This is a genomic window from Streptomyces sp. NPDC050448 (genome assembly GCF_040655295.1).
In the GTDB taxonomy this organism is placed as follows: domain Bacteria; phylum Actinomycetota; class Actinomycetes; order Streptomycetales; family Streptomycetaceae; genus Streptomyces.
In genome coordinates this window covers 94,237-105,993 of record NZ_JBFAJR010000028.1, presented here as the reverse complement: position 1 = coordinate 105,993, position 11,757 = coordinate 94,237, and the positions used below count along the sequence as shown (strand labels likewise).

The window sequence follows — 11,757 nt, the reverse complement described above, 5'->3', positions numbered from 1 at the left end:
CGCGGGCGCTCGGCCACGAGGAGGTCCTGGACGACGTCCGGGAGGTCTCGGTGCGCGGGGTCGGCGCGCCCGGGCCCGGGCCTGATCCGCCGGACACCCCCTAGCGCACCGGCGCCGCCGACAGGACCGCCAGCGCGTCCGGCCCGGACCAGCGCGCGCCGACCCCGCGCACCGAGACCTCCCGTACGTCGTCCAGGACCTCCTCGTGGCCGACCGCCCGCGCGATCACCACGTGCAGCCGGTCCTCGGAGAGCTCCTCGACCTTGCCGTCGCCCCACTCCACGACGACCACGGACTCGGGCAGCGAGACGTCGAGGTCCAGGTCCTCCATCTCGTCCAGCCCGCCGCCGAGCCGGTACGCGTCCACGTGCACCAGCGCTGGACCGCCGCGCAGCGAGGGGTGCACCCGGGCGATCACGAAGGTCGGCGAGGTGACGGCGCCCCGTACGCCCAGCCCCTCGCCCAGGCCCCGGGTCAGCGTGGTCTTGCCCGCGCCGAGCTCCCCGGTCAGCAGGACGAGGTCGCCGGGGCGGAGCAGGCCGGCGAGGGTGCGGCCCAGCTCCTGCATGGCCTCGGGCGAGTCGACGGTGACGCGGGCCTCGGCGTCGGCCGCCTCAGCTCCCTGCTGCGGTGCCTGGCTGTGCGGTGCTCGCGGCGCTTCCAGCGGTACTTCTTCCATGCCCGCCAACGTTAGTCGCTGTGGGCACCGCACCGGTGCGCGCCAGCAGGTCGGCGAGCAGCCCGGTCACCGTCTCGGGGTACTCCAGCATCATCAGGTGCCCGGCGGACTCCAGGACCACCAGCTCGGCGGCCGGCAGCGCGTCCTTGATGGCCTGGCTGTGCGCGGCCGGGGTGACCATGTCGCGGTCGCCGGCGATGACGGTGACGGGGATGTCGGCGAACCGCTGGAGGGCGGCGCTCTTGTCGTGGATCTGGAAGGCCGGGTAGAACTCGGCGACCACGTCGATCGGAGTGGCCTCGATGAGCCGCTCGGCGAAGCGCGCGACGCCCGGGTCCACCTCGCGGGGGGCGCCGAACGAGTACATCTTGATCATTCCCGCGAAGAGGTCGGCGGTGGCCCGGCGCCCCTTCTCCACCAGCTCCACCTGTGAGCCGAGGGCCTTGAGCACGGGCGGCAGGATGCGGCGTACGGCCCCCATCCCGACCGAGGGCAGCCCGTACGTCACCTGGTCGAGGTGCCCGCTGGAGGTGCCGACGAGGGCGACGCCGATCACCCGGTCGCGGATGAGCTCGGGGAACTGCTCGGCCAGCGCCATGATGGTCATGCCGCCCATCGAGTGACCCACCAGGATCAGCGGGCCCTCGGGCGCGGCGGCGTCGATGACGGCCTTCAGGTCGCGGCCGAGCTGGTCGATGGTCACGCGCTCGCCGTCGGCCTGGGAGAACCCGCGCGCGCTGCGGCCGTGGCTGCGCTGGTCCCAGTACACGGCGCGGACCAGTCCGCGCAGGGCGGCGCGCTGGAAGTGCCAGGAGTCCTGGGCGAGGCAGTAGCCGTGGCAGAACACGACGGTCGGGGCGGCCGGGCCCTTGCGGCGCAGCCGGGGCCGCTTCTTCGGGCCCTCGGACGGCTCGTCGACCTCGTGGTAGAGCTCGGTGCCGTCCTCGGCGTAGCAGGCTCCCGGCGTCCCGCGCAGGGACCCGTAGTCGCCGGTGGCGTCGAGCGCGAGGCGCGCCTTGCGGCGCATGCCGCGCCCGACCGTGATCCGTTCGACCGCGACCCCGGCAGCCGCGCCTGCGGCTATCACGCCGATCGCGGCGCCGGCCCAGCCGGCTTTGCGCCAGTTCTCGCTCACGCCGTCCTCACTCAGCCCTCAGCCGCCCAGGTAGACCCGAGGAACGCGCACCCCGATACGGGTGACGATCTCATAGGCGATCGTGTGTGCCGCCTGAGCCCAGTCCTCGGCGGTGGGCTCGCCGTGCTCGCCGGTGCCGAAGATGACGGCCTCGTCCCCGGCCCGTACCAGGTCACTGCCCAGGTCGACGACGAACTGGTCCATGGCGACGCGGCCGGCGACGCGGCGGACCTTCCCGCCGACGGAGACGGGTCCGCGGCCGGAGGCGTGCCGGGGGATGCCGTCGGCGTATCCGGCCGGGATGAGGGCGAGGTTCGTCTCGCCCTCGGTGACGTAGTGGTGTCCGTAGCTCACCCCGTGGCCCGGGGGCACGGCCTTGACCAGCGCCACGGAGGCCTTGAGGGTCATGGCGGGGCGCAGGCCGAGCTCTTCGGAGGTCCCGAGCTCGGGGGCCGGGGACACGCCGTAGACGGCGAGGCCGCAGCGCACGAGGTCGAAGTGGCTCTCGGGCAGGGTCAGGGTCGCGGGCGAGTTGGCGATGTGCCGGACCTCGGGCCGGGCGCCCTCCTTCTCGGCGTACGCCAGCATGTCGCGGAACGCCGCCAGCTGGAGCGCGATGGAGGGGTGGCCGGGCTCGTCGGCGCAGGCGAAGTGGGACCAGACGCCGGTGATCCGGACGGTCCCCTCGGCCTGGGCGGCGACGGCCGCGCCGACGAGCTCGGCCCAGTCGGCGGGCGTGCAGCCGTTGCGGCCGAGGCCGGTGTCGGCCTTGAGCTGGATCCTGGCCGGGCGGTCGGCGGCGTGTGCGGCCTTGCGTACCTCGTCGAGGGCCCACATCCCGCTGACGGAGATGTCCAGGTCGGCCTCGACGGCCGCCTGCCAGGGCCCGCCGGGGGTCCACAGCCAGCACATGACCGGCCCGCCGATCCCGGCGGCGCGCAGGGCGAGCGCCTCCTGGGGGGTGGCGGTTCCGAGCCAGGTGGCACCGGCCTCCTGGGCCGCGCGGGCGCAGGGGATCGCGCCGTGGCCATAGGCGTCCGCCTTGACGACGGCCATCAGCTCGGCCCCGGGTGCCCGCTCGCGCAGTGCGCGTACGTTCGCCCGTACGGCGTCCAGATCGATCTCGGCGTACACGCGCGTCGGTGTCTCGTTCATCGCCCCCAGTCTCTCAGAGCCCGGCCCTGGCCTGCGCGACCGCCGTCCCCGCCCCGCATACCAACATATTTGACTCCATTGGGACCACTCCGGGCGCCCCGGGACCCGGATACCTGCCTCCGCGGGCGGGGGTGGCGGGGTGTCAGGGGCGACGGGGGTGTCAGGGCCGGCGGGTGCTGCGCCAGACCTCCGGGAGGGACTCCGCGATCTCCTGGGCGAGGAGCGGCGCTCCGGACGCGGCCCGGCGCCCCGCCAGGCCGTGGAGGTACGCCGCGACCGAAGCGGCGTCGGCCGCCGACAGGCCCGAGGCCAGCAGGGAGCCCGCCAGGCCCGACAGGACGTCGCCGCTGCCGGCCGTCGCCAGCCACGGGGTGCCCGTCGGGTTGACCCGGACCGGGCCGCCGCCGCGGGACACCAGCGTCGTCGAGCCCTTCAGCAGGGCCGTCGCCCCGTACCGCGCCGCCAGGGACCGTACGGACGACAGCCGGGCCGACTCCACCGACTCCCGGGACACCCCCAGCAGCGCCGCCGCCTCCCCCGCGTGCGGGGTCAGCAGGGTCTCGGCCGGCCGGGCCCGCAGCACCGCCGGGTCCAGCCCGCGCAGCCCGTCCGCGTCCACCAGCACCGGCACCGGGTCCGCCAGGGCCTTCGCGACCTCCGCCGCCCGGCCCTCCCCCAGCCCCGGACCGACCACCCACGCCTGCACCCGGCCCCGCCCGATCAGCGTCTCGGGGTACCGCGCCAGCACCGCGTCCGCCGCCGGCCCGACGTACCGCACGGCACCCGCGCCGCCCCGCAGCGCCCCCGCTACGGCGAGCACCGCCGCGCCCGGGTACTGCGCCGACCCGGCGACGATGCCGACCACGCCCCGCCGGTACTTGTCGCTCGACGCCGTCGGCACCGGCAGCAGCTCCGCCACATCGGCGTGCTGCAGCGCCTCCGCGTCCGGCTCCGGCAGCGACAGCCCGATGTCCACCAGCCGCACCGCGCCCGTGCGCGAGGCCCCCGGGTCGATCAGCAGCCCCGGCTTGTACGCCCCGAAGGTCACCGTGACATCGGCCCGGACGGCCGGTCCGGCCACCTCCCCGGTGTCCGCGTCCACCCCGCTCGGCAGGTCCACCGCGACCACGACCGCGCCGGCCGGGATCTGCTCCACCAGCGCCGCCGCGGCCGGCCGCAGCCCGCCGCGCCCGCCGATGCCGACGAGCCCGTCCAGTACGAGGTCCGCCCGCCCGGGAACGCCCTGCGCCACCCGCCCCCCGGCGGCCAGCAGCGCCCGCAGCCCGCCCGCGTGCACCCGCTGCGGATCCATCGCGACCGCCGTCACCCCGGCGCCGCGCCGGGTCAGCCGGGCGCCCGCGTACAGCGCGTCGCCGCCGTTGTCCCCGGGTCCGACGAGCAGCACCACGCGCGCCCCGTACACCCGGCGCAGCAGGCCCGCGCAGACGGCGGCCAGCCCGGCCGCCGCCCGCTGCATCAGGGCGCCCTCGGGCAGCCGGGCCATCAGCTCCCGCTCGGCGGTCCGTACGGTCTCCACGCTGTAAGCAGTACGCATGGCACCAGCGTGCCCGAAAAGACGGCCCTGCCTCTCGCCTACCCTTCGGCGATCACCACGGCCGAGGCGATGCCCGCGTCGTGGCTCAGGGAGACGTGCCAGGACTTCACGCCCAGCGCCACCGCCCTGGCCTTGACCGTCCCCGACACCCGCACCCGCGGCTGCCCGGTCTCCTCGACGTACACCTCGGCGTCGGTCCACAGCATCCCGCCGGGCGCGCCGAGCGCCTTGGCGACTGCCTCCTTGGCCGCGAACCGGGCGGCGAGCGAGGCGATCCCGCGCCGCTCGCCGCTCGGCAGCGTCAACTCGGAGTCGACGAACAGCCGCTGAGCCATGTTCGGCGTGCGCTCCAGCGCCTCCCCGAACCGTTCGATCTCGGCAACGTCGATCCCCACACCGATAATCACCACGTCAACTCGCTTCGCTCACTCCACCGTCACCGACTTCGCGAGATTACGCGGCTGGTCCACCTCGTTCCCCCGCGCCGTCGCCAGCTCGCAGGCGAAGACCTGCAACGGCACCGTCGCCACCAGCGGCTGCAGCAGCGTCGGCGTCGCCGGGATCCGGATCAGGTGGTCGGCGTACGGGACGACCGCCTGGTCGCCCTCCTCCGCGATCACGATGGTCCGCGCCCCGCGCGCCCGGATCTCCTGGATGTTCGACACGATCTTGTCGTGCAGCACGGAGCGCCCGCGCGGCGACGGCACGACCACCACCACCGGCAGGTCCTTCTCGATCAGCGCGATCGGGCCGTGCTTGAGCTCGCCCGCCGCGAAGCCCTCGGCGTGCATGTACGCGAGCTCCTTGAGCTTGAGCGCGCCCTCCAGGGCCACCGGGTACCCGACGTGCCGCCCGAGGAACAGCACGGTGTCCTTGTCCGCCAGCGACCGCGCCAGCTCCCGTACCGGCTCCATGGTCTCCAGTACGGTGTCCACGGCCGCGGCGATGTCGGACAGCTCTCGGATCACCGCCTCGATCTCGTCGCCCCATTTCGTACCCCGAACCTGCCCGAGGTACAGCGCGACCAGATAGCAGGCCACCAGCTGTGTCAAGAACGCCTTGGTCGAGGCGACGGCCACCTCCGGACCGGCGTGCGTGTACAGCACCGCATCCGATTCGCGCGGGATCGTCGACCCGTTCGTATTGCAGATGGCCAGCACCTTTGCCCCCTGCTCGCGCGCGTGCCGCAGCGCCATCAGGGTGTCCATGGTCTCGCCGCTCTGCGAGATCGCGACCACCAGCGTCCGCTGGTCCAGGATCGGGTCGCGGTAGCGGAACTCGCTCGCCAGCTCCGTCTCGCACGGGATGCGGGTCCAGTGCTCGATGGCCAGCTTCGCGATCATGCCCGCGTGGTACGCCGTACCGCACGCCACGATCACGACCTTGTCGACCTCCCTGAGCACCGAGACGGGGATGCGCACCTCGTCCAGGCTCAGCGAGCCGCTCGCGTCGATCCTGCCCAGGAGGGTGTCGGCGACAGCCTTCGGCTGCTCGGCGATCTCCTTGAGCATGAAGTAGTCATATCCCCCCTTCTCGGCCGCCGAGGCGTCCCAGTCCACGTGGTACGCCCGCACGGACGCGGGCGCACCGCCGAAGTCGGTCACCGTGACCCCGTCGCGGCGGAGCTCGACGACCTGATCCTGCCCCAGCTCGATCGCGGACCGGGTGTGGGCGATGAACGCGGCCACGTCCGAGGCGAGGAAGTGCTCACCCTCCCCAACGCCCACCACCAGAGGGGAGTTCCGGCGTGCCCCGACGACCACGTCCGGTGCGTCGGCGTGCACCGCGACCAGCGTGAACGCGCCCTCCAGCCGCCGGCACACCTGCCGCATGGCCTCCGCGAGATCCCCGCCGGCGTCGAACCGCTCCGCCAGCAGGTGCGCGACGACCTCGGTGTCCGTCTCGGACTCCAGCCGGTGCCCGCGTTCGGTCAGTTCGGCGCGCAGCGCGGCGAAGTTCTCGATGATGCCGTTGTGTACGACGGCCACCCGGCCCGCGTTGTCGAGGTGCGGGTGGGCGTTGACGTCGGTGGGCCCGCCGTGGGTAGCCCAGCGGGTGTGCCCGAGTCCCGTGGAACCGGCCGGCAGCGGGTGCGCGACCAGCTCCTTCTCCAGATTGACCAGTTTTCCGGCCTTCTTGGCGGCGGCGAGCCCCCCGTCGGCGAGCACGGCGACGCCCGCCGAGTCGTAGCCGCGGTACTCGAGCCGCTTGAGTCCGGCGATGACCACATCGAGCGCCGACTGCGCTCCCACGTAACCCACAATTCCGCACATACGGCGCAGCGTACGCCGTAGTTGGCCGCCTGGCCGGTACCTGAACAAGACGAAAACCCCGCCCCGGCGAATGCGCCGGAGCGGGGTCGACGGCCGGTGCGGCCGGACTCAGCCGAGCTTCTTGACCTGGGTGTCGATCAGCGCCTTCGGGTGCTCGGCCTCGCCCGTCAGGCTGATCGAGCTGAAGGTGGCCGCGGTGGAGCCCTTGCGGGTGACGGCGATCAGGATCGTGCCCTTGTCGCCGTCCGACAGGTCGACGGTGAGGGACAGGCTCACGGACTCGTCGCCGCCGGTGACGGCCGGGCCGGGCTTGACGCTCTCGTACTTGGTGGTGTCGCCCTCGGAGGTGGCGCTGAAGCCGCCCGCGCACGCGGTGCCCGCCGCCTTGACGGAGGCGAGCAGCTCCTCCGCGCCCTTGCCGTCGTACGAGGAGAGGCCGGTCATCGTCGTGGTGATGCCGAGCGCGTTCTTGATCGCCTCGAGCTTCTCCTCCGGCGAGGCGTTGGCGGCCGGCTCCTTCGGCTTGGCGCCCAGCGCCGTACGGGCGACGCCGGTCGGCGTGCCGACCTTCTGCAGGGCCTGGGACTGGACCAGGACCTTGCAGGCGGCCTTGTCGGTGGTGACCGCGGTCGAGTCGACCTTGGCGAGCTTGGTGGCCGCCTCGGTCTGGACCAGGTAGCCGGGGACCTCGGCCTGGGTGACCAGCAGGCCGGTGAGCTCCGCGTCGGTCTTGCCCTTCGCGGCCGCGGCGGGGGCCGCGGACGACGCGGCGGCCGACGGCTTGGCGTCCGCCTTCTTGTCGTCCGCCTTGTCGGAACCGCAGGCGGTGGCCAGCAGGGCCAGGGACACGGCGGAAGCGGTCAGGACGGCACGGCGGACAAGGGTGCTACGCACGAAGGATCTCCCCCAGAAAACACAACGACGGCGACTACGGCAGGACAGCCCGAGCTGCGCCCGTCCGGAGGAGGGCGCACACCAGGCCGCGATGATCAGCAAATCTACGGGGCGATCCGATCACTGCCAGTGCATTTTCCGCCGCATACGGCGATCGTGATCGCGGCGGGATCCGGCGCACCTCCCCTCGCCGCCCACCCCGCTCCCCGCCTGCCGCCCCGGGAACACCCCGCCCCCGCCCGAACCGTGCCCGGCCCGAGCCCCCGCCCGAGCGCCCGCCCGGACCCCTGCCCGAGCGCCTGCCCGAGCCTCGCCCCAGACCGGTTCGCGCCCGGCTCGCGCCCGGCTCGAGACCGGAACGCGGACCACTGCACGCCACCCCGCCAACACCGCTGCGCCGGCCGCAGGCCCCCGGCACGTGACCGACCACACCACCCACAACCGCCCCCGAGCCATGACAATGGCCCTGTGATCACTTCGCCGCCACGAAGCACGCCGGACAGCGCGATGGAGCGCCCCGACCGACCCGAGCGACCTCACCGCCGGGCCGAGGTCTCCCCGTACGTCGACCTCACCCGCGCCGAGTGGAGCGCCCTGCGCGAGCGCACCCCGCTCCCCCTCACCGCCGACGAGGTCGAGCGGCTGCGCGGTCTGGGCGACGTCATCGACCTCGACGAGGTCCGGGACGTCTACCTCCCGCTCTCCCGCCTCCTCAACCTCTACGTCGGCGCCACGAGCAATCTCCGCGGCACCCTCAACACCTTCCTCGGCGACGCCGGCAACGGCCACGGCGCCCAGCAGGGCACCCCGTTCGTCATAGGGGTCGCCGGCTCCGTCGCCGTCGGCAAGTCCACCGTGGCGCGTCTGCTCCAGGCCCTGCTCGCCCGCTGGCCCGAGCACCCCCGCGTCGAACTGGTCACCACCGACGGCTTCCTCTACCCCATGAAGGAGCTCCAGCGCCGCGGGCTCACCTCCCGCAAGGGCTTCCCGGAGTCGTACGACCGCCGTGCCCTCACCCGCTTCGTCGCGGACATCAAGGCGGGCAAGGACGAGGTCACGGCCCCGGTCTACTCGCACCTGATCTACGACATCGTCCCGGGCGAGCAGCTCGTCGTGCGCCGCCCGGACATCCTGATCGTCGAGGGGCTCAACGTCCTCCAGCCGGCCCTCCCGGGCAAGGACGGCCGCACGCGCGTCGGCCTCGCCGACTACTTCGACTTCAGCGTGTACGTGGACGCCCGTCCCGAGGACATCGAGCGCTGGTACCTCAACCGGTTCCGGAAGCTGCGCGAGACCGCATTCCAGAATCCTTTCTCCTACTTCCGCAAGTACACCCAGGTCTCCGAGGAGGAGGCCATGGAGTACGCGCAGACCATGTGGCGCACCATCAACAAGCCCAACCTCCTGGAGAACGTGGCCCCCACCCGCGGCCGCGCGACCCTCGTCGTGCGCAAGGGCCCGGACCACAAGGTGCAGAAGCTCAGCCTCCGAAAGCTCTGACCCCGTCACCCACTAAGGTGCGGCCATGCTGCACCTTCGGTTGATCACTCCGGCGGACCGGACCGAGGCCGTGGTCTCGGTCATCGAATCGACGGTCGGCACCACCCATCTGGTCGTACTGCCGGGCGCCGCCCGCGAACCCCGGGGCGACCTCGTGCTGTGCGACGTCGCCCGCGAGGCGGGGGACGAGCTGCTGCACGAGCTCCGGGAGCTGGGGATCGAGCAGGACGGCTCGATCGCCGTCGAGAACATCGACCTGTCGCTGTCCCGGCGTGCCGACGCGGCCGAGGAGGAGGCCCCGGGCGAGGCCGCCGACGCGGTGCTGTGGGAGCAGCTGACCGAGGCCACCCACGAGGAGTCCACCCTCACCATCACGTACGTCGCGTTCATGATCCTCGCGACCATGATCGCGGCGTGTGGTGTCGCCCTCGACAACGCCATCCTGATCGTGGGCGCGATGGCGGTCGGTCCGGAGTTCGGCCCGCTCGCGGGTGTCTGCACCGCGGTGGTGCAGCGCGAGCCGCGGCTCGCGCTGCGGTCCCTGAGCGCGCTGCTGATCGGCTTCGCCTCGGCGATCGTCGCCACCACCGTCTTCAGCCTGGGGATGGACGCGATCGGGCAGTTCCACGCGGGAATACTGGACCGGCCCCGCCCGAACACCGGCTTCATCTGGCAGCCGGACCCGTTCTCCTTCGTGGTGTCGCTGCTCGCGGGCGTGGCGGGGGTGCTGTCCCTGACCTCCGCCAAGTCCGGGGCCCTGGTGGGCGTCGCGATCTCCGTGACCACCGTCCCGGCCGGTGCGAATGCCGCTCTGGCCCTCAGCTACGGCGACTTCGCCCAGATGTGGGGGTCGACGGAGCAGCTGCTGCTGAATCTGGGCGGGATCATGCTGGCCGGCATCCTGACCCTCTACGGGCAGAAAGCGCTGTGGCGGACCCAGCGCGGCCGCTGGGTCCGCCGGCCGAAGACCTGAGGCGCGGGCGGCGCCGGCCGCCCCAGCCCCAGCGCGTGGAACGCAGTCGGCCCCGCCCTCCGGAATCTGCGGGAGGGCGGGGCCGATGCGCGGGCCGATGCGTGGGCCGATGCAGGAGCCGATGCGCGGGCCGGGGGCCGGATCTAGCCGAGCGCCGACTTCACGACGTCCGCGAGCCGCCCGGCGACCGCGCGGGCCTGCTCGATGTCGGCGGCCTCGACCATCACCCGGACGAGCGGCTCGGTGCCGGACGGACGGAGCAGCACCCGGCCGGTGGTGCCCAGCTCGCGCTCGGCGTCGGCGACGGCCGCGGCCAGCTCGGCGGAGGTCCCGACCCGGGACCGGTCCACGTCGGGGACGTTGATCAGCACCTGCGGCAGCCGCTGCATGACGCCGGCCAGGTCGGCCAGCGACCGGCCTGTGGCCGCGACGCGCGCCGCCAGCATCAGGCCGGTGAGCGTGCCGTCGCCGGTCGTGGCGTGATCGAGGATGATCACGTGGCCGGACTGCTCGCCGCCGAGCGCGTAACCGTGCTCCTTCATCGATTCGAGCACGTACCGGTCGCCGACGCCGGTCTGCACGACCTGGATGCCCTCGCCCTCCATGGCCAGCTTGAAGCCGAGGTTGGACATCACGGTGCCGACGACGGTGTTGCCGCGCAGCTGGCCGGCCTCGCGCATGGCCAGGGCCAGCACCGCGAGGATCTGGTCGCCGTCGATTTCCGTGCCGGAGGCGTCGACCGCGAGGCAGCGGTCCGCGTCGCCGTCGTGCGCGATGCCGAGGTCGGCGCCGTGCTCGACCACGGCCTGCTTGAGGAGCTCCATGTGGGTGGAGCCGCAGCCGTCGTTGATGTTGAGGCCGTCCGGCTCGGCGCCGATGGTGACGACCTCGGCACCCGCCCGGGTGAAGGCCTCGGGCGAGACGCGGGCGGCCGCGCCGTGCGCCTCGTCCAGGACGATCTTGAGCCCGTCCAGGCGGTTGGGCAGGACCGCGATCAGGTGGGCGACGTACTTGTCGAAGCCCTCGTCATAGTCGGAGACGCGGCCGACGCCGGCGCCGGTGGGCCGGTCCCAGGGAGCGCCGGTGCGGTGCTCGTCGTAGACGGCCTCGATGCGGTCCTCGAGCTCGTCGGCGAGCTTGTGGCCGCCGCGGGCGAAGAACTTGATGCCGTTGTCGGGCATCGCGTTGTGGCTGGCGGAGAGCATCACGCCGAGGTCGGCACCCAGCGCACCGGTGAGATACGCCACCGCCGGGGTGGGCAGCACACCGACGCGCAGGACGTCCACGCCCGCGCTCGCGAGGCCCGCGACGACCGCGGCCTCCAGGAATTCGCCGGAGGCGCGGGGGTCGCGGCCGACGACCGCGGTCGCCCGGTGGCCCGCGAAAGTGCCCGCCTCGGCGAGTACGTGGGCAGCTGCCACGGAGAGACCGAGCGCGAGCTCAGCCGTCAGATCCGCGTTGGCGACGCCGCGTACACCGTCCGTCCCGAAGAGTTGTCCCACTGTTGTCCTCCCGAGTTCACGCTTCGTTTGTGACCGCTTGTGACATCTATTTGCCGCTTGTGGCGGTAAACGAACCGCCCCGGCAGCACGG

General features: G+C 73.1%; 10 protein-coding genes. 2 read left to right on the top strand and 8 right to left on the bottom strand.

Features of this window, described 5'->3' with window-relative positions; genetic code table 11:
- Positions 1-100 precede the first annotated feature (100 nt).
- From tsaE to AB0I68_RS28085, 7 genes are all read right to left on the bottom strand, one after another.
- On the bottom strand, positions 101-679 hold the full coding sequence (tsaE, locus tag AB0I68_RS28115; RefSeq protein WP_363180146.1) for a tRNA (adenosine(37)-N6)-threonylcarbamoyltransferase complex ATPase subunit type 1 TsaE: 579 nt from the start codon (positions 677-679) through the stop codon (positions 101-103).
- Positions 615-1,814 (bottom strand): alpha/beta hydrolase, encoded by a 1,200-nt coding sequence (locus AB0I68_RS28110; RefSeq protein WP_363180145.1) that lies wholly within the window; start codon positions 1,812-1,814, stop codon positions 615-617. The genes tsaE and AB0I68_RS28110 overlap by 65 nt, the downstream gene beginning before the upstream one ends.
- 18 nt (positions 1,815-1,832) lie before the next feature.
- Positions 1,833-2,969: an alanine racemase gene (gene alr, locus AB0I68_RS28105; protein ID WP_363180144.1), complete on the bottom strand. Its 1,137-nt coding sequence runs from the start codon at positions 2,967-2,969 to the stop codon at positions 1,833-1,835.
- Positions 2,970-3,129: 160 nt separating this feature from the next.
- Positions 3,130-4,524: an NAD(P)H-hydrate dehydratase gene (locus AB0I68_RS28100; protein ID WP_363180143.1), complete on the bottom strand. Its 1,395-nt coding sequence runs from the start codon at positions 4,522-4,524 to the stop codon at positions 3,130-3,132.
- 38 nt (positions 4,525-4,562) lie between these two features.
- Positions 4,563-4,934, bottom strand: a complete 372-nt coding sequence (locus AB0I68_RS28095; protein WP_363180142.1) for a holo-ACP synthase — start codon at positions 4,932-4,934, stop codon at positions 4,563-4,565.
- 15 nt (positions 4,935-4,949) lie between these two features.
- Entirely contained in the window at positions 4,950-6,797 is a 1,848-nt protein-coding gene (gene glmS, locus AB0I68_RS28090) for a glutamine--fructose-6-phosphate transaminase (isomerizing) (protein WP_363180141.1), read from the bottom strand.
- A gap of 108 nt (positions 6,798-6,905) precedes the next feature.
- Positions 6,906-7,691 carry a hypothetical protein gene (locus AB0I68_RS28085; RefSeq protein WP_363180140.1) on the bottom strand — a complete coding sequence of 262 codons (786 nt, stop codon included), beginning with the start codon at positions 7,689-7,691 and terminating at the stop codon, positions 6,906-6,908.
- A gap of 507 nt (positions 7,692-8,198) precedes the next feature.
- On the opposite strand from AB0I68_RS28085, the gene coaA reads away from it, so the two are divergent.
- A complete protein-coding gene (gene coaA / locus AB0I68_RS28080) occupies positions 8,199-9,191 on the top strand; it encodes a type I pantothenate kinase (RefSeq protein WP_363180148.1) in 993 nt (330 codons plus the stop codon).
- 25 nt (positions 9,192-9,216) lie between these two features.
- Positions 9,217-10,164: a DUF389 domain-containing protein gene (locus tag AB0I68_RS28075; protein ID WP_363180139.1), complete on the top strand. Its 948-nt coding sequence runs from the start codon at positions 9,217-9,219 to the stop codon at positions 10,162-10,164.
- A gap of 143 nt (positions 10,165-10,307) precedes the next feature.
- Here the strand turns inward: AB0I68_RS28075 and glmM are convergent, their stop codons facing one another.
- Positions 10,308-11,666 carry a phosphoglucosamine mutase gene (gene glmM / locus AB0I68_RS28070; RefSeq protein WP_363180138.1) on the bottom strand — a complete coding sequence of 453 codons (1,359 nt, stop codon included), beginning with the start codon at positions 11,664-11,666 and terminating at the stop codon, positions 10,308-10,310.
- Positions 11,667-11,757 lie beyond the last annotated feature (91 nt).

Bases quoted from the DNA above. Each gene is read 5' to 3' on its own strand.
- coaA (WP_363180148.1), top strand. From the start codon at position 8,199: ATGGAGCGCCCCGACCGACCCGAGCGACCTCACCGCCGGGCCGAGGTC.
- alr (WP_363180144.1), bottom strand. From the start codon at position 2,969: ATGAACGAGACACCGACGCGCGTGTACGCCGAGATCGATCTGGACGCC.
- AB0I68_RS28100 (WP_363180143.1), bottom strand. From the start codon at position 4,524: ATGCGTACTGCTTACAGCGTGGAGACCGTACGGACCGCCGAGCGGGAG.
- tsaE (WP_363180146.1), bottom strand. From the start codon at position 679: ATGGAAGAAGTACCGCTGGAAGCGCCGCGAGCACCGCACAGCCAGGCA.
- glmS (WP_363180141.1), bottom strand. From the start codon at position 6,797: ATGTGCGGAATTGTGGGTTACGTGGGAGCGCAGTCGGCGCTCGATGTG.
- AB0I68_RS28075 (WP_363180139.1), top strand. From the start codon at position 9,217: ATGCTGCACCTTCGGTTGATCACTCCGGCGGACCGGACCGAGGCCGTG.